Annotated in this window: 17 protein-coding genes and 1 tRNA gene; 13 read left to right on the plus strand and 5 right to left on the minus strand. The window is 72.2% G+C overall.

The window, feature by feature from the left end:
- Nucleotides 1-122: 122 nt before the first annotated feature.
- From AC1UE4_RS17920 to AC1UE4_RS17950, 7 genes are read left to right on the plus strand one after another with little or no spacing between them, the layout of a single operon-like run.
- Nucleotides 123-1,511, plus strand: a complete 1,389-nt coding sequence (locus AC1UE4_RS17920; RefSeq protein WP_482918670.1) for an MlaD family protein — start codon at nucleotides 123-125, stop codon at nucleotides 1,509-1,511.
- Complete coding sequence (locus AC1UE4_RS17925) at nucleotides 1,508-3,133, plus strand: MlaD family protein (protein ID WP_482918671.1); 1,626 nt, start codon at nucleotides 1,508-1,510, stop codon at nucleotides 3,131-3,133. The genes AC1UE4_RS17920 and AC1UE4_RS17925 overlap by 4 nt, the downstream gene beginning before the upstream one ends.
- Nucleotides 3,130-4,743: an Mce/MlaD family protein gene (locus AC1UE4_RS17930; protein ID WP_482918672.1), complete on the plus strand. Its 1,614-nt coding sequence runs from the start codon at nucleotides 3,130-3,132 to the stop codon at nucleotides 4,741-4,743. The genes AC1UE4_RS17925 and AC1UE4_RS17930 overlap by 4 nt, the downstream gene beginning before the upstream one ends.
- The gene (locus tag AC1UE4_RS17935) at nucleotides 4,740-6,293 is read left to right on the plus strand and encodes an MlaD family protein (RefSeq protein WP_482918673.1); all 1,554 of its coding nucleotides are present in this window, start codon (nucleotides 4,740-4,742) and stop codon (nucleotides 6,291-6,293) included. The genes AC1UE4_RS17930 and AC1UE4_RS17935 overlap by 4 nt, the downstream gene beginning before the upstream one ends.
- A complete protein-coding gene (locus tag AC1UE4_RS17940) occupies nucleotides 6,290-7,609 on the plus strand; it encodes an MlaD family protein (RefSeq protein WP_482918674.1) in 1,320 nt (439 codons plus the stop codon). The genes AC1UE4_RS17935 and AC1UE4_RS17940 overlap by 4 nt, the downstream gene beginning before the upstream one ends.
- Complete coding sequence (locus AC1UE4_RS17945) at nucleotides 7,609-9,048, plus strand: MlaD family protein (protein WP_482918675.1); 1,440 nt, start codon at nucleotides 7,609-7,611, stop codon at nucleotides 9,046-9,048. Before AC1UE4_RS17940 ends, AC1UE4_RS17945 begins: the two co-directional genes overlap by 1 nt.
- A 15-nt stretch (nucleotides 9,049-9,063) precedes the next feature.
- Complete coding sequence (locus AC1UE4_RS17950) at nucleotides 9,064-9,531, plus strand: hypothetical protein (RefSeq protein ID WP_482918676.1); 468 nt, start codon at nucleotides 9,064-9,066, stop codon at nucleotides 9,529-9,531.
- On the opposite strand, the gene AC1UE4_RS17955 is transcribed toward AC1UE4_RS17950, so the two are convergent.
- The gene (locus tag AC1UE4_RS17955) at nucleotides 9,456-10,145 is read right to left on the minus strand and encodes a winged helix-turn-helix transcriptional regulator (protein WP_482918677.1); all 690 of its coding nucleotides are present in this window, start codon (nucleotides 10,143-10,145) and stop codon (nucleotides 9,456-9,458) included. The genes AC1UE4_RS17950 and AC1UE4_RS17955 overlap by 76 nt on opposite strands.
- Before the next feature lie 133 nt (nucleotides 10,146-10,278).
- Between AC1UE4_RS17955 and AC1UE4_RS17960 the strand changes: the two genes are divergently transcribed.
- From AC1UE4_RS17960 to AC1UE4_RS17970, 3 genes are read left to right on the plus strand one after another with little or no spacing between them, the layout of a single operon-like run.
- On the plus strand, nucleotides 10,279-10,887 hold the full coding sequence (locus tag AC1UE4_RS17960) for a DsbA family protein (RefSeq protein ID WP_482918678.1): 609 nt from the start codon (nucleotides 10,279-10,281) through the stop codon (nucleotides 10,885-10,887).
- A gap of 27 nt (nucleotides 10,888-10,914) precedes the next feature.
- Nucleotides 10,915-12,504, plus strand: a complete 1,590-nt coding sequence (locus AC1UE4_RS17965; RefSeq protein ID WP_482918679.1) for an adenylate/guanylate cyclase domain-containing protein — start codon at nucleotides 10,915-10,917, stop codon at nucleotides 12,502-12,504.
- Nucleotides 12,441-14,096, plus strand: a complete 1,656-nt coding sequence (locus AC1UE4_RS17970) for an acetolactate synthase (protein WP_482918680.1) — start codon at nucleotides 12,441-12,443, stop codon at nucleotides 14,094-14,096. The genes AC1UE4_RS17965 and AC1UE4_RS17970 overlap by 64 nt, the downstream gene beginning before the upstream one ends.
- A 266-nt stretch (nucleotides 14,097-14,362) precedes the next feature.
- On the opposite strand, the gene AC1UE4_RS17975 is transcribed toward AC1UE4_RS17970, so the two are convergent.
- Together AC1UE4_RS17975 and AC1UE4_RS17980 are read right to left on the minus strand one after the other, a co-directional pair.
- Nucleotides 14,363-15,289, minus strand: coding sequence for a Ppx/GppA phosphatase family protein (locus AC1UE4_RS17975; RefSeq protein ID WP_482918681.1), 927 nt, complete (start codon nucleotides 15,287-15,289; stop codon nucleotides 14,363-14,365).
- A gap of 11 nt (nucleotides 15,290-15,300) precedes the next feature.
- A complete protein-coding gene (locus AC1UE4_RS17980; RefSeq protein WP_482918682.1) occupies nucleotides 15,301-16,218 on the minus strand; it encodes a 2-hydroxyacid dehydrogenase in 918 nt (305 codons plus the stop codon).
- Nucleotides 16,219-16,235: 17 nt separating this feature from the next.
- Between AC1UE4_RS17980 and AC1UE4_RS17985 the strand changes: the two genes are divergently transcribed.
- On the plus strand, nucleotides 16,236-16,385 hold the full coding sequence (locus tag AC1UE4_RS17985) for a hypothetical protein (protein WP_482918683.1): 150 nt from the start codon (nucleotides 16,236-16,238) through the stop codon (nucleotides 16,383-16,385).
- 11 nt (nucleotides 16,386-16,396) lie between these two features.
- Entirely contained in the window at nucleotides 16,397-16,618 is a 222-nt protein-coding gene (locus tag AC1UE4_RS17990; protein WP_482918684.1) for a hypothetical protein, read from the plus strand.
- 8 nt (nucleotides 16,619-16,626) lie between these two features.
- Here the strand turns inward: AC1UE4_RS17990 and AC1UE4_RS17995 are convergent, their stop codons facing one another.
- On the minus strand, nucleotides 16,627-17,598 hold the full coding sequence (locus AC1UE4_RS17995; protein WP_482918685.1) for an ABC transporter substrate-binding protein: 972 nt from the start codon (nucleotides 17,596-17,598) through the stop codon (nucleotides 16,627-16,629).
- Between the two features lie 40 nt (nucleotides 17,599-17,638).
- On the opposite strand from AC1UE4_RS17995, the gene AC1UE4_RS18000 reads away from it, so the two are divergent.
- A tRNA-Met gene (locus AC1UE4_RS18000) sits at nucleotides 17,639-17,712 on the plus strand.
- Between the two features lie 487 nt (nucleotides 17,713-18,199).
- Here the strand turns inward: AC1UE4_RS18000 and AC1UE4_RS18005 are convergent.
- On the minus strand, nucleotides 18,200-20,686 hold the full coding sequence (locus tag AC1UE4_RS18005) for an FAD-dependent oxidoreductase (RefSeq protein ID WP_482918686.1): 2,487 nt from the start codon (nucleotides 20,684-20,686) through the stop codon (nucleotides 18,200-18,202).
- Nucleotides 20,687-20,693 lie beyond the last annotated feature (7 nt).

Here is a 20,693-nt window from a genome sequence, read left to right on the forward strand (position 1 = left end):
CAGCTGGCGGGCCGCGTCAAAGGCCCGCGACGGCGAACTGCGACATCCGCAAGAAACGTCAACTAGCTTCGTTCGCCATTCAGACGGGCCTCTGGGGAGGGGCCCGAACCAGGGGTCTCTGCATGCGCCACTCGAGGCAGATCGGACGGATGGTGGGAGCTGTCGCGCTCGTCGCGGCGGTGCTCGTCGTCGGGTTCGTGCTGCTGAGCGGGGGCGACGGCGAGGCGTACGTGGTCAAGGCGCGCTTCCAGAACGCCAGCCAGCTCGTCAAGGGCAACGAGGTCCAGGTCGCCGGCAAGGCGGTCGGCGAGGTGACCGACATCAAGCTCGCCCCCGACAACGGGGCCGACGTCGTCCTCGAGATCACCGACCCGGAGTACTCCCCGCTCCGGCGCGGCACCGAGGCGATCATCCGGCTCACCTCCCTGTCCGGCGTGGCCAATCGCTACGTCGACCTCCGCATGCCCTCCGGGGATGCGAAGCCGATCCCGCACAACGGCGAGATCCCCACGACCGACACGACCTCGGCGGTCGACCTCGACGCCCTCCTGAACGCCCTCGACAAGCGCGCCCGCACCGATCTGCAGAGCGTCATCCAGGGCTTCGGCAAGCAGTACGACGGCCGGATGCGCGAGGCGCAGCGCGGCTGGCTGTACCTCAACCCGTCGCTCGCCGCGTCGAGCAGGCTGTTCGAGGAGCTGACCTACGACACGCCGGCGCTGAACAAGTTCGTGGGCGCGTCGTCGAAGCTGGTCACGGACGTCGCCGCGCGCAAGGAGGACCTCGCGGGCCTCGTCGATGAGGCGGCGACGACGTTCAACGCGATCGCGAGCCGCCGGACGGCGCTCGAGGACGCCATCAACCAGCTGCCGCCGTTCATGCGGCGGGCGAACTCGACGTTCGTGAACCTGCGCTCCGCGGTCGACGACCTCCGCCCGCTCATCCGCGACACGAAGCCCGTCACGCCGAAGCTGCGCCGCTTCCTCGCCGAGCTGCGCCCGCTGGCGCAGGACGCGCGCCCGACGCTGCGCGACCTCGCGCAGCTCGTGAGCAAGCCGGGCGGCGCGAACGACCTCATCGAGCTGACGCGCAGCAACGTCCCGCTGCGCGACATCGCCGTCGGCGACGTGCAGCGCAACGGCAAGACGCGGCGCGGCGCGCTGCCGGAGAGCACCGACGCGCTGCGCACCGCGACGCCCGAGGCCGCCTACTTCCGCCCGTACTCCGTCGACCTCACCGGCTGGTTCGACGACTTCGGGCACTCCGGCGTCTACGACGCGCTCGGCGGCAAGAGCCGCGTCGGCACGTACGTCAACGCGTTCGCCCAGGTCGGCGGCGTCCTGCGCCCGCTGCCCGTGCCGCTGCGCAACGCCGCCGTGGCCGGCGTCACCGTGCGCGACCAGCGCAACCGCTGCCCGGGCGCCGCCGAGGTCGCCGCCCCCGACGGGTCCAACCCGTGGAAGCCGACGCCGGACTTCAACTGCGATCCGAGCCAGGTGTACCCCAAATGAGGCGCGTCGCCGGCATCGCGGTCCTGGTCGCGGGCGTGCTCGCCTTCGCCGTCCTCGGCGGCGGCGCGTCGAACGCCGAGCCGGGCAACGAGTTCAAGGTCGAGCTCGACAACGCGTTCGGCCTCATCGAGGGCGGCGACTTCAAGATCGCCGGCGTCCGCGCGGGCAAGATCAGCGCGCTCGACCTCGACGAGCGCACGAAGCGCGCGATCATCTCCTTCACGGTGACCGAGGACGGCTTCGGGTCGCTGCGCACCGACGCGCGGTGCGAGGTCGCGCCCCAGTCGCTCGTCGGCGAGTACTTCGTCAACTGCCAGCCCGGCACCGCGAAGGAGACGCTGAAGCCCGGGTCGACGATCCCCGTCTCGCGCACGTCGACGACCGTCCCGCCGGACCTCGTCAACAACATCATGCGGCTGCCGTACCGCCAGCGCCTGAGCCTCGTCATCAACGAGCTCGGCGCCGCCGTCGCCGGCAACTCCGACAACCTCAACGACGCGATCCGCCGGGCGAGCCCCGCGCTGCGCGAGACGAACGAGGTGCTCGCGATCCTCGCCCGCCAGAACCAGGTGCTCGCCGACCTCGTGAAGAACGGCGACAAGGTGCTCGGGGACCTCGCGAACAGCCGCAAGCAGGTCGTCCGCTTCGTGTCCTCGGCGCGCAAGCTGTCCGCCGACTCCGCCGAGCGGTCGAAGGACATCGAGCGCGGCTTCCAGCGGCTGCCGACGTTCCTGAAGGAGCTGCGCCCGACCATGGACGAGCTGCAGGCGACGGTCGACCAGCAGGGCCCCGCGCTGCGCAACGTCGCCGACAGCGCCGGCCAGCTCCGGCGCCTGTTCGACAACCTGCCGCCGTTCGCGAAGGCGTCGCGGCCCGCGATCCGCTCGCTCGGCGACGCGGCCGACATCGGCAAGAGCGCGGTGAAGAACGCGACGCCGACCGTCGACGAGCTGCAGCGCTACTCCGCCGGCCTGCCCGAGCTGTCGCAGAACCTGAAGATCGTCCTCAACCACCTCAACGACCGGCAGTTCTCCGCCGAGGAGGACCCGCGGTCGCCGGGCGGGAAGGGCTACACCGGCCTCGAGGCGCTGCTCCAGTACGTGTTCGACCAGACGATGTCGACGAACGTCCACGACGGCGAGACGCACATCCTCAAGGCGATCCCGTTCGTCGGCCAGTGCCAGGACTACGCCGACATCAAGGCCGCCAAGGAGCTGGCGGACAAGTGCAGCACCGCGCTCGGCCCGAACCAGATCGGCATCAACTTCGAGGACCTCACCAGGCCCGCCGGCTACGACGGCGCGGACCGGGGGCCGAAGGACAAGGAGCCCGACCCGACGCCGCCCGCCGACCGCGGCGCGCCGGGCAGCGGCGAGGCGGGCGGCCCGCGGCCGTCGGCGATCAACAACGCGCTGCCGGGCAACGAGGGCCGCGGCGTGAACGAGCCGAAGAACCCGGTCGAGGACGTCGTCAAGGATCCGCCGACGCTGCCGAACCTCGACGAGGTCGTACCGGACGTGCCCGTGCCGCAGGCGCTCGACGGCAAGACGCCGCTGGCGCCGAAGGACGAGGACCGCCAGGGCGCGGCCGAGCAGCTCGCCAACTACCTCCTGGGGCCATGAGGCGCCGCGGCACCGCATCGATCGTCGCCAACCCCGTGCTCGTCGGGGCCGTCACGCTGCTCGTCGTCGTCGTCGCGGTCTTCCTCGCGTACAACGCGAACAACGGGCTGCCGTTCGTCCCGTCGCAGACCGTCTACGCGCAGCTGCCCGACGGCGCCGAGGTCAACCGCGGCGTCGAGGTCCGCGAGGGCGGCTACCGCATCGGCGTCGTGTCGGACATGAAGCCGAAGCGGCTCCCGAACGGCCGGGTCGTCGCGGTGCTCAGCCTCAAGCTCGACAAGTCCGCCGCGCCGTACCCGCGCGACTCGCGCGTCATCGTCCGCCCGCGCTCGCCGCTCGCGCTGAAGATCGTGCAGTTCGAGCGCGGGTCGAGCAAGCAGGGCCTCCCCGACGGCGCGAACCTCCCCGTCGACCAGTCGCAGATCAACACCGACCTCGACGAGCTCTACACGGTCTACGACGAGCCGACGCGCGAGGGCGTCAAGGGCAACCTGCAGGGCTTCGGCGACGCGCTCGCCGGCCGCGGCGGCGACCTCGCGACGACGATCCAGTCGCTGCCCGGCTTCCTGAGGGTCGTCGAGCCGGTCATGAAGAACCTGTCCGACCCGCGGGCCGAGCTGCCGAACTTCTTCAAGGAGCTCGGCGATGCCGCCCGGGTCGTCGCGCCGGTGTCCGAGCAGTACGCGCGCAGCTTCGGGACGCAGGCCGACACGTACGACGCGATCGACGCCGATCCCGGCGCGCTGAAGGCGACGATCTCCAAGAGCCCGCCGACGATGGACGCGTCGATCAGCTCGTTCCGCGTCAGCCGGCCGTTCCTCACGGAGACGCGGCTGATGTCCGAGGACCTCAACGCGGCGTCGGGCGACCTGAAGGCGGCGCTGCCGCCGGTCAACGACGCGATCGAGGCGGCGACACCGGTGACGAAGCGCTCGGTCGAGCTCAACGACGAGCTGCGCGGCACGCTCGGCGCGCTGAACGACCTGACGACGTCGCCCACGACGAACGGCGCGCTCCGCGGCCTCACCGCGCTCGTCGGGACGCTGCAGCCGCAGGTCCGCTTCCTCGGGCCGTACATCACGGTCTGCAACTACTGGAACATCTTCTGGACGTTCGCGGCGGAGCACTTCACCTCGCCCGACCCGACCGGCTCGTCGCAGCGCGTGCTGCTCAACGGCGGCGACCGCAACCAGAAGGACAACCTGTCGAACGGGCTCGGCGCGAACGAGTACGCGACCGGTCGCGGCGCGGGCTCGGACGCGATCCGCCAGTACCTCCACGGCAACACGAACGGCGGCGACGCGGTCAAGCGGGACGGCCGCGCCGACTGCACGCCCGGCCAGCAGGGCTACTCGTACGGCGCGAACAAGAACGACACGACCGAGGACCGCTACTACAAGCGCGCGGTCGTCGACATGCTCAACGGCCTCTTCGACGCGAGCGCGAAGGGCTCGACCTACGCGAAGTTCGACAAGAACGGGCGCGGGTCCGGCCGCAACCCGATGCAGGTGCCCGAGGGCCAGACGTTCACCGACGTGCCGGGCGGGCGCGGCGACCTCACGGAGTACGACGAGGCGCTGCTCAAGCACAGGGGGCAGCCGAAGCCATGAGGCGCAACCAGCGCAAGGGCATGAGCTACACGACGGTCGCGCTGCTGACGATCGGCCTCGCCGTGGTCGTGACGTACCTCTCGTTCACGAAGTCGATCCCGTTCCGCTCGCACTACGAGATCAACGCCGTCGTGCGGACGGCGAACCAGCTCAAGCCGAACTACCTCGTCCGCGTGGCCGGCGTGAACGTGGGCAAGATCACGAAGGTCGAGCACGTCGGCAACGGCGAGCCCGCGGCCCGCATCACGATGCGCATCGACAAGAAGGCGATGCCGATCCACAAGGACGCGACGCTCAAGATCCGGCCGCGCATCATCTTCGAGGGCAACTTCTTCGTCGACCTGAACCCCGGCTCGCCGTCCGCGCCGGAGATGGGCGACGGCGAGACGATCCCGGTCAACCAGACGTCCGGGCCGGTCCAGTTCGACCAGGTGCTCGACACCTTCCAGTCCGACACGCGCCGCGACCTGCGCACGCTGCTCTCCGAGCTCGGCAAGGGCTACTCGAACGGCGGCGCCGAGGCGCTGAACCGGACGATCCCGTACTGGGAGCCGGCCTACAAGAGCTCGGCGGTCGTCAGCGACGCGACGCTCGGCCTGCTCGAGCACGACCTCTCGCAGTACCTCGCGGGCGCGGCGAAGGTGGCCGAGGGGCTCGACCGCAACACGCCGCAGCTGCAGTCGCTCATCACCGACTTGCGCCGCACCGCGGGCGCGTTCGCCGCCCGCGACCAGGACCTCGCGACGGCGCTCGGGGAGCTGCCGCGGACGCTGAACGCGGGCATGCCGGCGCTCCAGAAGCTCAACGACGCGCTTCCGTCGCTGCGCCGCTTCACCTCCGCGCTGCGGCCCGGCGTGCGCTCGTCGGCCTCGGCGCTCGACGCCCAGATCCCGTTCGTGCGCGAGCTGCGCGGGCTCGTCCAGGCCTCCGAGCTGCGCGGGCTGGCGTCCGACCTGCGCCCGACGGTGCCGGCGCTGGCGTCGCTCAACAAGGAGACCGTGCCCGTCCTTGAGCAGCTGCGCGCCGCCTCGAGCTGCCAGAACGGCGTGGTCCTGCCGTGGTCGCAGGACAAGATCCAGGACTCGACGTTCCCGGCGATCGGGCCGGTCTACCAGGAGCAGACGAAGCCGCTCGTCGGCCTCGCGGGCGAGAGCCGCTCGTTCGACGCCAACGGCCAGTGGTTCCGCGTCGGCCTCAACGCCGCGCAGTTCGGGACGCCGGCCGGCGGCGACCGGTTCTTCCTCACCGACAAGCCGCTCATCGGCGCGAACCCGCCGCCGCCGTCCAAGCGCCCGCCGCTGCGCCCCGACGTCCCGTGCGAGACGCAGCAGCAGCCCGACTTGCGCACGCAGGAGATGGGCCTCGCGGGCAAGAGCTTCAAGATCCGGGCCGCCGACCCGGCCGAGGCCGCCGCGCGCGACCTCAAGGCGCGCAAGATCGCGGTGAAGTGGCTGCGTGACGCGCTCAAGGACCAGGGCCGCAAGATCGAGGTCACCGACGACCTGCTCTCCAAGGCCGACCTCTCGAGCATCCAGCGGGTGACGAAGTGAAGAAGGCCATCAAGGACCACGCGCGCGACTTCGCCGCGCTGATCGGCCTCTTCGTCGTCGCCATCGGCGTCGGCGGCTACATCCTCGCCAACCAGCGCCTGCGCTTCCCGCTCATCGAGGAGAAGCCGAAGGTCATCAAGGCCGAGTTCTCGACGGCTCAGGCGATCACGCCGGGCCAGGGCCAGACGGTCCGCGTCTCGGGCGTGAAGATCGGCGACGTCGGCAAGGTGCAGCTCAAGGAGGGCCGCGCGCTCGTCAACCTCGAGATCCTCCCGAAGTACAAGGACCTCGTCCACGAGAACGCGACGGCGCTGCTGCGGCCCAAGACGGCGCTGAAGGACATGTTCGTCGAGCTGCAGCCCGGCGACGACAGCACGCCGGTCGCCAAGCCGGGCTTCGTCATCGGCGTCGGCAACACGCTGCCCGACGTCAACCCCGACGAGTTCCTCTCGGCGCTCGACACCGACACGCGCGACTACCTCAAGCTGCTCGTGAGCGGCGCCGGCAAGGGCCTGCAGGGCCGCGGCGACGACCTCAACGAGGTCTTCAAGCGCTTCGAGCCGACGCACAAGGACATCGCGCGCGTCAACGAGAAGGTGGCGGAGCGGCGGCAGAACCTGCGCCGGCTCGTGCACAACCTCAACGTGCTGAACACCGAGCTGGGGCGCAAGGACGACGAGCTCGCGCAGCTCGTCGACGCCGCGTCGCGCGTCTTCCGCGCCTTCGGCTCGCAGGACGCGAACATCACCGAGGCCGTCCGCCAGCTGCCCGGCGCGCTGCAGCAGACGACGCAGACGCTGCAGCACGTCCAGGAGTTCGCGGAGATCCTGAAGCCGTCGCTGACCGAGCTGACGCCGGCCGTCGCGAAGATCGACGAGGCCAACGCGGCGCTCGAGCCGCTCGCCAAGGAGGCGGCGCCGATCCTGCGCGAGGACATCCGCCCGTTCGTCCGGGACTCCCGCCCGCTCGTGCGCGACCTGCGCCCCGCCGCCCAGTCGCTCGACAAGGCGACGCCGGACCTCGGCCGCGTCTTCGAGGTGCTCAACACGTTCTTCAACCTCGCCGCCTACAACGAGAACGGCCGCGAGGACCCGAGCAAGGCGGACCGCTCCGAGGGCTACCTCTTCTGGGCGGCGTGGCTCGCCCACAACGGCGGCGCGCTGTTCTCGACCGCCGACGCGAACGGGCCGTTCCGCTCGACCGCCATCCAGGCGAGCTGCACGACGGTCAAGCAGACGGTCAAGGAGGAGCCCGAGCTCGAGTTCCTCCAGGGCCTCACCCAGGCGCTCCTCGACCCGCGGATCTGCCCGAGCTGATGCAGAAGCAGGCACCGACACTCGGCAAGCTGCTCACGATGGTGCTGTTCGCGCTGTCGTGCTTCGGGCTGCTGCTCTTCCTGTGGCTCGCGTTCGGCGGCCCGATCCCGCTCAAGCCGAAGGGCTACCGCGTGTACGTCGCGGTCCCCGAGGCGAACCAGCTCGCGATCGAGGCGGACGTCCGCGTCAGTGGCGTCAGCGTCGGCAAGATCCGCGAGAAGACGCGCCTGCCGAAGGGCAACAAGACGCTCGTGGGCATGGAGCTCGACCGCTCCGTCGCCCCGCTCGACGCCGACGCGCGCGTGATCATGCGCTCGAAGACGATCCTCGGCGAGAAGTACCTCGAGCTCACGCGCGGCACGCCGGGCGGGCCGAAGATCCCCGAGGGCGGCCGGCTGCCCGACGGGCAGGTCGAGAAGACGGTCGAGCTCGACGAGGTGCTCGGCATCCTCGACCCGACGACGCGCAAGCTGTTCCGCACGTGGCAGCAGCAGCAGGGCGGCGCCGCGAAGGAGAGCGGGCAGAACCTCAACGACGCGCTCGGCACGCTGCCGCGCTTCGTCGCCTCGGGCACCGACGTGCTCGAGGTGCTCAACCAGCAGGACGAGAACGTGCGCCGGCTCATCCGCAACACCGGCCAGGTGTTCGGCGCGATCACGCGCGACGAGGGCCAGCTGCGCAACCTCATCACGAGCTCCGACCAGGTCTTCCAGTCGACGGCGCGCCAGCAGAAGTCGCTGGCGGAGACGTTCTCGATCTTCCCGACGTTCCTCGACGAGTCGAAGGCGACGGCCGAGAACCTCGAGTCGTTCTCCGAGCTCGCGCGCCCGGTGATCCACGACCTGCGCCCGGCGATCCGCGACCTGCGCCCGACGCTGCGCGACGCGCGCGCGTTCGCGCCGGACCTCGAGCGGTTCGTCAAGTCGCTCGACCCGCTCATCACCGTCTCCAAGCAGGGGCTGCCCGCGCTGCGCGACACGCTGAAGGGCCTCGACCCGCTGCTCGGCGAGCTGCAGCCGTTCCTCGAGCAGGTCAACCCGATCTTCCAGTGGCTCGAGTACCACCAGCACACGACCGCCGACTTCTTCGCCAACGGCGGCGGCGCGCTCGTCGACACGGTGGGCCCGCTGCGCGACCCGAACGAGCGCGGGCACTACCTCGGCCAGTTCGGCCTCACCGGGCCGGAGTCCGCGGTCATCCAGCCGGGGCGCAGCCGCGAGGTGCGCGGCAACGCCTACCTCGCGCCGCACCAGCTCGAGGGCAAGCGCAACGGCGACAAGATGATCTACCCGAGCTGGGACTGCTCGAACGCCGGCGGCGAGTACACCACGAAGAAGCGCAACTCGGACGACATGCCGTCGTGCTGGGTCGATCCGCTGCCCGGCCCGACGCGCTTCCCGCACGTCGAGGCGGCGGACTACTCACAGGCCCGCAAGTAGGGGAGGATCCGCGGCATGAAGCACATCGTGTTGCTGAAGGACCGCACCGACGCGCAGGAGGCGTTCATCGTGATCGCCGTCCCGCTGCTGTTCGGGGTCGTCGCCGGGATCTTCCTGGGGATCTCCGAGCCGATCTACCTCGTGCTCTCGATCCTGGGCATCGCCGGCGGCTACTTCGCGGGCCTCGAGCACTCCTACGCGCTCGAGGGCTTCTACCGCGGCGTGATCGGCGGCCTGCTGTTCGGCACCGGGATCCTGCTCGCCAACGGCATCGCCGACAAGGCGCCGAAGGCCGACCTGCCGGACCCGGAGATCCTGCTCGTGGTCATCACGGGCATCTTCGGCGCCGCGCTCGGCGCGTGGGGGGGACGGACCCGCGAGAAGTGGCTGCGGCGCGAGCGCGCTGCTCAGGCGACGGCGGTGGCGCCGTCGGCGACGCCGGCCGAGCCGCAGAGCTCGAGCACGGTCTCCGCCAGCCGCTGATCGCCCTCGACGGCGAGGTCGTCGCGGGAGGCCGAGGGGCTGAACGCGGCGACCCAGGCGACCTCGCTGCCGGTGAGGCGGGCGTCGGCCTCGGGGGCCTCGCGCTCCTCGATCGACATCGCGCCGTCAGCGATGCGCAGCGCGTAGTGGCGGTCGCCGCGGCCGCGCGTCGAGACCACGAGCTCCACCAGCCCGCTGCGGGCACCGGCGGGCACGGCGCGGCCGACGGTCGAGCGCAGGATCGCGCCGATGTCGATCGCCTCGCCGGGACGCGGCTGGCCCCACGCCCAGTCGTAGCCCCACGTCGCCAGCGCGCCCACGACCGGGAGCACCGCGCGCGCACGCTCGGTCAGCTCGTAGTCGACGCGGGGCGGCACCTCGCGGTAGCGCTGCCGGGTCAGGAGGCCGTCGGCGACCATGCGATTCAGGCGCGAGCGCAGCTGCTCGGTCGAGATGCCGGGCAGCACGCGCTGCAGCTCGACGAACCGGCGCGGGCCCGCCGCGAGGTCGCGGATGATCAGCAGCGTCCACTTGTCGCCGACCAGGTCAAGCGCCCGGGCGTCGGGCGACCACTGGTTGTACGGATGGCGCTTCGGGGGCGGAGCTGAAGGCATCGTGTTCCGACCATACAGATCCCCCGCCCATATATGGGTTTTTTCGGGCGACGGGCAGCGCTCGTCGTAGTGCGCTGACGCGCAAGAAACCGGTGCCGGCGACGTTGCAGCTCATGTGGGGGAGGTCATCTCCTTGGACGAACGCCGCTTCAACCGCACCGAAGAGGACGCGCTGGTACCGCGCGCCGCACGGGTCGAGTTCTGCTTCGACCTCGGTTCGCCGTACACGTACCTGGCCGCGGAGCGCGTCGACCGGCTGCTGCCGGGGGTCGTCTGGCGGCCCGTGCTCGAGGACGTCCTGCAGCCGGAGCCGCACGATGCCGCGCACGTCGAACGGCGCGCCGCGGCGCTCGGCCTGCCGCTCGTCTGGCCCGAGCGCACGACGCGGTTCGCGGGCCTGCGGCCGGTGATGCGCGTCGCGTCACTCGCCGCCGAGCAGGGCTGCGGCGCGGCGTTCGTGCTCGCCGCCAGCCGCCTGGCGTTCTGCGGCGGGTTCGACCTCGAGCACCCGCAGACGCTGGCCGAGGCCTCGGCCGCGGCGGGGCTCGCGCTCGAGGACGCGCTGCGCGCCGCGGGCGACCCCAAGCGCGACGAGCCGATGGAGGAGCACGCCCGCCGGCTGCAGGCGGCGGGCTGCGACCGGCTGCCGGCGGTGCGCGTCGGGCGGCTCGTGTTCGGCGGCGAGGACCGCCTCGGCGAGGCGGTGCACGCGCTCCACCATCCGTCGCGCGACGCGGTCTAGTGGCGCGCCGGATCTAGAATCGCCGCCATGCAGCGCGGGCTGCGCTTCGCCTACGAGCGCCTCGGCCCCCGGTACCCGCGGGCCGCCCTCATGCTGCTCTTCGCGATGGCGTACGTCGTCGGCGTCGTCGGCGTGGGGCTGCTGCGGCTCTACCAGGACATGAGCGCGGGCGACCTGGTGACGATCGTCGCGGGCGTCATCGGGCTCGTCTTCGTCGAGAACATCCTCGCCGGGCGCGTCGCCTTCCGGCTCGTCGAGCCGGCCAGCGCGTGGCTGTCGGGCGACCGCACGCCGCAGACGGCCGTGCAGGCGTGGCGCGCGCTCGCCGGGCTGCCGCAGGACTTCCTCTCGACCGGCCGCTGGGTGGCGATCTTCATGAACGTCATCCCGGTCGCGGGCTTCGTGACGTGGGTGCTCGAGCTCAACGCGTACGGGTTCCTGCTCGTCGCCGCCGGCGCCGCGGTGTGCCTCGCCTACGGCGTGCTCGTGCGCTGGTTCGGGATGGAGCTGCTGATGCGGCCGGTGCTCGCCGACGTGTCGTGCGACCTGCCCGACGGGGCCGAGCTCGGCGGCGTGCGGGTGCCGCTGCGCTGGAAGCTGCTCGTCGCGCTGCCGGCGATGAACGTGATCACCGGCGTCGTCGTCTCTGGGCTGTCGAACGGGGTGGGGGAGAACGACCTGGCCGACCTCGGCTGGGACGTGCTCGCCGCGGTCGTCGTGTCGTTCACGATCTCGTTCGAGCTCGTGCTGCTGCTCGCGCGGTCGGTGGTCGACCAGATCGACGAGCTGCGCACCGCGACCCAGCGCATCCAGGCGCGCGAGGTCGGCGCGCGCGTGCCGGTGCTGTCGACCGACGAGGCGGGCGCGCTCGCCGCGTCGTTCAACTCGATGGTCGCGGGGCTGGAGGAGCGCGCGCGGCTGCAGGAGGCGTTCGGCGCGTTCGTCGACCCGGACGTGGTGGAGCGGATCATGGAGGCGGGCACGACCGACCTCGGCGGCGAGGAGGTCGAGGTGTCGATCCTCTTCCTCGACATCCGCGGATTCACCGCGCTGGCCGAGCGCTCGACCGCCGGCGAGGTCGTCGGCCGGCTCAACGACTTCTACGGGCGGGTCGTGCCGGTGCTCGAGCGCCACGGCGGGCACGCGAACAAGTTCGTCGGTGACGGGCTGCTCGGCGTGTTCGGCGCGCCGCAGCGGCTGCTCGACCACGCCGACCGCGCGGTGCTCGCCGCGCTCGACATCGCGGCGACCGTGCACGAGGCGTACGGCAGCCGCCTGCGGATCGGGATCGGGATCAACTCGGGCACGGTGCTGGCGGGCACGCTCGGCGGCGGCGGGCACGTCGAGTTCACAGTGATCGGCGACGCCGTGAACACCGCCGCCCGCGTCGAGGACGTCACGCGGATCACGGGCGACGACGTCCTCATCACGGCGGCCACGCACGACCTGCTGACGCTGCCGTTCCACGGGTTCGATGAACGGCCGCGCGTCGCCCTGAAGGGCAAGACCGAGAGGGTGCGCCTCTACGCGCCGCGGCCCGTAGGATCCGGCGGATGGCGACCGACATCGACGCAGGCACCAAGCTCCACGGCGGCAGGCTCGTCGCACGGCGCCTGAAGGCGCACGGGGTCACGAAGCTCTTCACGCTCTCCGGCGGGCACCTCTTCTCGATCTACGACGGGTGCCGCGAGGAGGGCATCGACATCGTCGACACGCGGCACGAGCAGGCCGCGGCGTTCGCGGCGGAGGGCTGGGCGAAGGTCACGCGCGAGCCCGGCGTGGCCGCGCTGACCGCCGGGCCGGGCGTGACGAACGGCATGAGCGCGATCGCGTCGGCGCAGCAGAACCACTCGCCGATCGTCGTGCTCGGCGGGCGCGCGCCGGCCATGCGCTGGGGGCAGGGGTCGCTGCAGGAGATCGACCACGTGCCGTTCGTGCGGCCGCTGACGAAGCTCGCGACCACGGCGGACTCGACCGCGGAGATCCCGGGGCTGATCGACGACGCGCTGGTCGCCGCCGTGACGCCGCACATGGGGCCGGCGTTCGTCGACTTCCCGCTCGACCACGTCTTCATGGAGGCGCCGGAGGCGGGGACGCCCGCGACGCTGCCGGACGTCGCGTCCGGGCCGCCGGCCGAGGGGGTCGAGCGCGCCGCGGCGCTGCTGCGCGACGCCGAGCGGCCCGTGATCATGGCCGGCACCGACCTCTACTGGAGCCGGGGGGAGGAGGCGCTGCTGCGGCTCGCTTCTTCGCTGCGCATCCCGGTGTTCCTGAACGGGCTGGCGCGCGGCTGCGTCCCGGCCGATCACGAGCTCTTCTTCTCACGCGCGCGCGGGACGGGGCTCAAGGGCGCCGACGTCGCGATCGTCGTCGGGGTGCCGATGGACTTCCGGCTCGGGTTCGGCGCGTCGTTCGGCGAGGACACCGAGATCGTCCTCGTGGAACCGGCCGAGCCCGTGCGCGACCACCCGCGCGCCGTCGCCGCCGAGCTGTACGGGTGCGTCGCCGCGACGCTCGACGCCCTGGCGTCCGGCGGGTCGGCGCCGGACTCCGCCTCGGCCGCCCGCGAGGAGTGGATCTCCAGCCTGCGCGCGGCCGAGACCGAGAAGCGCGAAGCCGAGAAGGCGGAGCTCGAGGACGACCGCGCGCCGCTGCACCCGATGCGGCTCTACCACGAGCTCGCGCAGGTCCTCGACCGCAACGCGATCGTCATCGGCGACGGCGGCGACTTCGTCTCGTACGCGGGGCGCGTGGTCGACTCCTACGAGCCGGGCTGCTGGCTGGATCCGGGGCCGTTCGGCTGCCTCGGGTCGGGACCGGGCTACGCGCTCGCCGCGAAGATCGCCCACCCCGACCGCCAGGTCGTGCTGATGCTCGGCGACGGCGCGTTCGGGTTCGGCGGGATGGAGTACGACACGCTCTCGCGCCACGGCGTCAACGTCGTCGGCGTGATGGGCAACAACGGGATCTGGGCGCTCGAGAAGCACCCGATGGAGTTCCTCTACGGCTACTCCGTCGCGGCCGACCTCGTGCCCGAGCGGCGCTACGACCAGATGGTCGAGGCGCTCGGCGGGCACGGCGAGCTGGTCCGGACGCCGGGTGAGCTGAAGCCGGCGCTGGAGCGCGCGTTCTCCGCGGGGCTGCCCGCGCTGGTGAACGTGCTCACCGACCCGACCGTGGTCTATCCCCGCAAGTCGAACCTGGCGTAACGGCGTTTGGCCGCGGAGCGGATGTCTCCGCGCATGTCCAGGTTCCTCAACGAATGTTCGATGTGCGGTTGCGAGGCCCGGGATCGATACTTCGAGGCGGCCGGGGACGAGCGCATGCTCCATCCGGTCGCATAAGCCGGGCGTCGCCGCATCGTCGGCGCCTCCCGCCGCCCGGCTGCCGAACGGCCCTTTCATGGCACGTACCCCTGCCCGTCCTGACGGGGCCACTTTCGGAAGCCGTCCCCTCGGGGGCGGCTTCCGAGCTTTCAGGCCGCGTCCTCGGCCCGGGCGAGGGCGGCGCCGCGGAGGATGTCGTGCTCGGACACCTCGACCTCCTCGAGGCCGAAGGCGTGGAGGCACTCGCGGAGCATCGTGACGCCCGCGACGATCGTCACCGCGCGGTCCGGGTGGAGGCCGGGCACGCGCTTGCGCTCCTCGTTCGTCATCGCGCTCAGCTTCTCGAGGAGGCCGTCGAGGACGGGGCGCGTGACGACGTGGCCGTGGACCTTCGCCGGGTCGTAGGGCTCGAGCTCGAGGTCCATCGCGGCGGCCTGCGTGGCGGTGCCGGCGACGGCGATCGCTCCGGTGACCCGGTTGCGGACGTCCTCGGGGATGCCGGCCGCGATGACCGCGCGCGCGTCGTCGATCAGCGCGTCGACCTGGCCCGCGGCGGGCGGGTCGTCGTGGAGGTGGCGCTCGGTCATGCGGACGACGCCCATCTGCAGCGAGACGAAGAAGTCGACGTCGTGGCCGTGGCCGACGATGAACTCCGTCGAGCCGCCGCCGATGTCGATCACGACGGTCGGCTCGTCGCTCGGCGGGCGCTCGCTCGTCGCGCCGCGGAAGCTGAGGTTCGCCTCGAGGTCGCCCGGGATCGCGTGGGCGTCGAGGCCGTACCGGTCGCGGACGACCCTGGTGAACGCCGGGCCGTTGGCGGCGTCGCGGACGGCGCTCGTCAGGACGGCGACGGTCCGCTCCGCCCGGAGGTCGTCGATCGCGCCGCGGTAGCGCTCGAGCACCGCGAAGACGCGCTCCATCGCCTCGTCGGCCAGGCTGCCGGTGCGGTCGACGCCCTGGCCGAGCCGCGTGACGATGGATTCCCGCGAGAGCTCCTCGGTCACCCGCCCGTCGTCGACGTCGGCGATGAGCAGCCGGGTGGAGTTCGTCCCGATGTCGACGACCGCGATGCGCATGGCGCGGCAGGCTAGTTCGCGCGGTGCGGGAGCGGGTCGCCGCCGAGCCCGGCGAGCAGGTTGTCGACCGCCATCTCCGCCATCCGCTCGCGCGTCGCCTGCGTCGCCGAGCCGATGTGCGGCACGACGATGAGGTTCGGCGCCTCGAGGAGCGGATGGGTGTCCGGGAGCGGCTCGGGGTCCGTGACGTCGAGCGCCGCCGCGGCGATCCGCCCGTTGCGCAGCGCGTCCGCGAGCGCGCCGCTGTCGACGATCGGGCCGCGCGCGGTGTTCACGAGGATGGCGGTCGGCTTCATGCGCCGCAGCGCCCGCGCGTCGATGAGGTGGCGGGTGTCGTCGGTCAGCGGGGTGTGGAGCGAGACGACGTCCGCGTGCGCCAGCACGTCGTCGAGGTCCGCGTCTCGGCCGGCGAGCTCGACCTCCATCCCGAACGCCTTCGCCCGTTCCGCGACCGCTCGCCCGATCCGCCCGGCGCCGATGATCGCGATCCGCGCGCCCCGCAGCTGCAGCCCGAGGAACCCCGCCGGCTCCCACGTCCGCCACTCGCCCCGTCGCACGGCCCGTTCCGCCGCGTGGAGCCGCCGCGCCGCCGCCAGGACGAGCGCCATCGTGAGATCCGCGGTCGCGTCGGTCAGCACGCCGGGCGTCACGCCGACCGGGATGCCCCTTGCGCTCGCGGCCTCGAGGTCGACGTTGTCCGCCCCGACGGCGTAGTTCGAGATGACCTTCAGCCGCGGCGCGTTGCCGAGCAGCTCCGCGTCGACCCGGTCGGTGAGCATGCAAAGCAGCCCCTCGGCGGTCTCGGTCCGCACGCGCAGCTCGTCCGGCGGAGGCGGCAGCTCGCCCGGCCACACGTCGACGTCGTGCTCGGCCCGCAGCCGGTCGATCGCCGGGAACGGGAGGTGGCGCGTGATGAAGCAGCGAGCCATGGGGTACGGCCATGATCATGGAGACCGACCCCACCACGCGCTCCGACGACGACACCGCGGCCGAAGACGACGCCGCCGAGTTCCGCGAAGAGGTCGAGCAGGACCCGTCGACGGCGAAGCCCGAAGAGAAGGACGACACCGACCTCGACCGCCTGCGCGGCGGCTGACGGGAGGACCCGTGCTCGCGACCCTCACGACGATCCTCGCCCAGCGAGGCACCCAGGAGCCGCCGGACGAAGGCACCGGCATCGGCCTGATCTTGCTCGGCGTCCTCATCGCCCTCGTGATCGCGGTCGGCATCTTCATGGCGTTGCGCGCGGTCTCCCGCCGGGAGCGCCGCGGCGGCCCGCCCGAGCAGCCCCACGAGCCGGGTCACGTCGGCTCGCGCGACACGGTCTAGAGGCGAGGTCAGCCGGCGACGTCGAAGTCGAACGCCTCGCGGACGTCCGGGCGAGACTTGAGGATCCCGAACTTCGCGTCCCAGCCGGCCCACTGCTCGAGGACCTTCCTGTCGAGCTCGAGCGGCGGCGAGAACGACGACGAGACCGCCTTGAGCTGCGCACGGACGAGCTCCGGGTCGGCGTCGCTGGCGCCCGCGATGTCCTCGACGGCGGGCTCCGGGTCCTTCTGCACCGACGCGATGCCGTCGCCGATCGACTTGACGACGCCCTCGACGACGTCGGGCTTCTCGCGCAGCTCCTTGCGGGTCGTGATGAGCACGACCTCGGGGTAGCGCGGCGCGCCGAAGTCGTCGACGCGGAACTCGTTGACGGCGGTGCCGCGCTCCTTCAGCGCGACGCCCTCGGCGTTCCAGAACGCGGGCACCGCGTCGATGCGGCCCTGCACCATGTTCGGCACGGCGTTGAAGCCGATCGTGATCTGCTTGGCCTTCGTCAGGTCGCCGCCGTCGTCGCGCATCACCGCATCGAGGACGGCAGGATCGGAGGGGAGGCCGGAGACGCCGATCCGCTTGCCCTCCAGGTCGCGCGGCCGGTCGATCCCCTTGCGCGCGAGGATCGCCGCGAGCGGCCGCTGCACGAGCGCCGCCACGCCGACCACGTCGGCGCCCTTCTCGCGCGCGATGCCGAGGTCGTGGATGTCGAGCACGGCGACGTCGACCTTGCCGGCCGCGAGCAGCTTCAGCCCGTCGGGCCCGCTCCCCGGCGTCTCGATGTGCAGCGCCACGCCGCGCTTGCGGTCGTAGCCCTCCCGGACGGCCGCGTAGATGGGCGCATGGACGGCGTTCGCGATGAAGTCAAGGGCGAGGACGGCCCGCTTCGGAGGCTCCTTCGAGGAGCTGCCCGACGAGCCGTCGTCGCCGCACCCGGAGAGGGCGAGAGCGAGCGCGGCGAGGGCGGCGAGGAAGGCACGAACGGCCAAGACGGCCCACGACTCTAGTGCTAGACTTGTGCGTCCACGCCGCGGGGTGGAGCAGTCTGGTAGCTCGTCGGGCTCATAACCCGAAGGTCGCGGGTTCGAATCCCGCCCCCGCTATCCCCCGACGGTGACGGCTTACCGCCATCGCCGAGGACCGAAAGGCCCGCCTCCGCGGGCCTTTCGCGTTCCGGGGGTCACGACCCTCGCCGTGGCATCCAGGGTGGCAACGCAGGTGGCAACACGAGGGCTACTTGGAGGGCTTACGCAGGTCCCCCACCCCTTTTCCTCTCGGACCACTCAATGGCGTGTAGGCACGCTGCTTCATGGCGTCCGCGGCGGCGTCGCTCCTCATCGGCTTGGAAGGCCTCCATGTCGGGGATCTCGGCGATGAGAGCGGTCCTGTTGGACCCACCCGGGTCCCGGAAGGTCCGAACGGTGATGCCCATCGGCCCGAACACCTCCTCACGCTTCGGCGAGTTCAGCCAACGCTCGACATGGAGATGACTCCTTTCCTCGTTCGGGCGGTGCTGGATCCCTCGGCGAACCTACGCTTCGGACGCGGCGAGGGCAATTCGCCGCAGGCCCGGCCCCAGCGGCCGGCGCGTCAGCCGGACGCGACTATGCGCTCGGCCGTGAGCTCTGCGAGCGCCATGAGGGTGATCATCGGGTTGACGCCCGGTGCCGTCGGCAGCGCGGAGGCGTCCCCGATCCACACGCCGCGGACGTCGTGCAGCTCGCCGCGGCCGTCCGCGACCGACGTCGCCGGGTCGGCGCCCATGCGGCACGAGCTCATCTGATGGGCGGTGTACGCCGTGTAGTCCTCCGCCGGGACACCCTGCAGCTCGTCCAGGTACGCGTCGAAGTCCTCGCCCGCGCGCCAGCGGCGCGGCGTGAAGTGGAACGTCGAGATCTCCCGCGCGCCGGCGACGTGGTGCATGCGGGCGATCTCGACGTGCGCGCGCGCCGCGACGCGCAGGTCGACCGGGTCGGCGAGCGACCAGTGCACCACCGCCTCGCCGTCCGGGCCGAGCGCGATGCGCCCCGTGCCGTGGTCGTGCGAGACGCCGTGCCACGTCGCCATGAAGGGCAGCTTGAGCATCTCCACGCGATGGCTCGCGCCGTCGGTGAACGGCATCGCCCCGCTCCACAGCGCGGGGCTGAGCGTCAGGCTCTCCACGAGGAAGCCGGCGTCGCCCTCGCAGTGGGTCAAGTCGAACGACACCGCGGACTGGATCTGCCCGCTCCATGCCTCGACGGGCTCGTCGTAGACGCCGTTGACGATCCACGCCGGGTGCAGCTGCAGATGGTGGCCGACCGCCGGCCCGCCGATGCCCGAGCGCAGCAGCAGCGCGGGCGACTCGATGCCGCCGGCCGCGACGACGACCGTCGGCGCGCGGATCTCCACGCGGGTGCTGCCCCCGGCCGGGTCCTCCACGACCGCCTCGGCCCCGGTGACACGGCCGCCCTCGGTCAGCAGGCGCTCGACGCGGCAGTCCACGAGGAACCGCGCGCCGGCCTGCGCGGCGTCCTCGAGGTACGTCTTGAGCGTCGACTGCTTGCAGCCCTGCTGGCACGCGTTGTTGCAGTAGCCGCAGAAGCGCGGATCGTCGTCGAGCGACGCGTTGCGCGCGATGCGCTCGTGCGCGAGGCCGAGCGCCGAGAGCGCCTCCACCATGCGCTCAGTGTTCGCGTTGTACCGCGTCGCCTCGGTGTTGACGTTCAGCCGCTGCCAGACCCGGTCGGTCGCGATGTCGAACGCGGGGCCGCCGACGCCCTCGAGCCCCATGCCCGCCCACATCTCGCGCACGTCGCCGGGCGTGCGCAGGCACACCATCGAGTTCACGACGGTCCCGCCGCCGAGGGTCGCGCCGGCGAGCAGCCCCATCTCCCCGTGACGCGACCACATGATCCCGCCGCGCAGGTAGAGGTCGGCGGCCGACGCCTCCGTCTGGCGGAAGTCGGCCTCGTTGCGGTACCCGCCGCGCTCGAGGACGAGGACCGAGCGCCCGGCCTGCGCTAGGCGCGCGGCGATGACCGAGCCCCCCGCGCCCGAGCCGACGACGCACACGTCGGTCTCGAGGACCGCGCGGTCGCCGCTCACCCGCTCGAGCGGGATGGTTTTCGGCGCCTCCTCGGGCGACGGCGGCGGCGTGAGCGGGCCGGGGTAGCCGATCGCCTCCCAGACGGGGTTGCGGTCGTGCTCGTCGACCGCCGCGACGAGCGTGCCGAACACCATGACCTTCAGCTGCCTGAGCGCCAGGCGGCCGTCGGGGAGCGCGCCGGCCAGCTCGTGCAGTCGCGCGGTCCGCACGTCGAACGGCGCGGCGGCGAACCCGTCGGCGCCGAGCGCGTCGAGCAGCGCGAGGAGCGCGTCGCGGGTGTGCGGCGCGAGCCCCGCGACGAGCGGGGCGATCACGGCCGGGATGCCGCGGTCCCGGGCGCCGCGCCGCAGGAGGTCGCCGACGGCGCCCTCCTCCGTGGTGGCGATGGCCGGCAGGAGCGTGTCGCACGCGGCGTCCAGCGCGGCGAGCCGCCCGCCGTCCAGGACGTCTTCTGGCGCGGCGTCGAGCGAGGTCACATCCGGATCTTCAGGGGGTGCCGGGGCGGCGCGCGGCTCGCCGGCCGCCGCGCTTGTCGGGACCTCCAGTGCTGAGCGTCTCGCGCTTAGGGGCTCGACGGCGACGCCGGCGTCGGCGGCGCGGGCGGCCAGCGCCGCGTCGTCGACGTCGTCGGGGAGCGCCGCGAGCAGGAAGAGCCCGGCGGCGGGCGCATCCGCGAGGCGGGCGGACGGCAGCCTCAGCGCCAGGGCGTCGGCGAGAGCGGCGCGACGGCGCGCGTACGCGGCGCGCGATCGGCGCAGGTGGCGGTCCAGCTCCCCCCGCGTGATGAAGTCGCGCAGGGCCAGCGTCGGCCTGCGCGAGCGCGTCGACGCGCAGGCCGTCGCCGTCGACCGGCACGATCGCTCTCCGGTGTCACGACTGGTCCTGTCTACCGGACCAGCGGAGGCGTAGCGTGCAGGTGCAAGGCTGCTCGACCGCTGCACGCAGCTCCAGGCGCGCCCCGCCACGACGACGAGATCCTGCGGCTCCACACGCCCG

The sequence above is a fragment of the Parviterribacter kavangonensis genome (assembly GCF_056863335.1).

Excerpts from the sequence above, each read along its gene's own strand:
- AC1UE4_RS17920 (WP_482918670.1), top strand. The coding sequence starts at position 123 with ATGCGCCACTCGAGGCAGATCGGACGGATGGTGGGAGCTGTCGCGCTC.
- AC1UE4_RS17925 (WP_482918671.1), top strand. The coding sequence starts at position 1,508 with ATGAGGCGCGTCGCCGGCATCGCGGTCCTGGTCGCGGGCGTGCTCGCC.
- AC1UE4_RS17930 (WP_482918672.1), top strand. The coding sequence starts at position 3,130 with ATGAGGCGCCGCGGCACCGCATCGATCGTCGCCAACCCCGTGCTCGTC.
- AC1UE4_RS17935 (WP_482918673.1), top strand. The coding sequence starts at position 4,740 with ATGAGGCGCAACCAGCGCAAGGGCATGAGCTACACGACGGTCGCGCTG.
- AC1UE4_RS17945 (WP_482918675.1), top strand. The coding sequence starts at position 7,609 with ATGCAGAAGCAGGCACCGACACTCGGCAAGCTGCTCACGATGGTGCTG.
- AC1UE4_RS17950 (WP_482918676.1), top strand. The coding sequence starts at position 9,064 with ATGAAGCACATCGTGTTGCTGAAGGACCGCACCGACGCGCAGGAGGCG.
- AC1UE4_RS17955 (WP_482918677.1), bottom strand. The coding sequence starts at position 10,145 with ATGCCTTCAGCTCCGCCCCCGAAGCGCCATCCGTACAACCAGTGGTCG.
- AC1UE4_RS17965 (WP_482918679.1), top strand. The coding sequence starts at position 10,915 with ATGCAGCGCGGGCTGCGCTTCGCCTACGAGCGCCTCGGCCCCCGGTAC.
- AC1UE4_RS17970 (WP_482918680.1), top strand. The coding sequence starts at position 12,441 with ATGGCGACCGACATCGACGCAGGCACCAAGCTCCACGGCGGCAGGCTC.
- AC1UE4_RS17975 (WP_482918681.1), bottom strand. The coding sequence starts at position 15,289 with ATGCGCATCGCGGTCGTCGACATCGGGACGAACTCCACCCGGCTGCTC.
- AC1UE4_RS17980 (WP_482918682.1), bottom strand. The coding sequence starts at position 16,218 with ATGGCTCGCTGCTTCATCACGCGCCACCTCCCGTTCCCGGCGATCGAC.
- AC1UE4_RS17985 (WP_482918683.1), top strand. The coding sequence starts at position 16,236 with ATGGAGACCGACCCCACCACGCGCTCCGACGACGACACCGCGGCCGAA.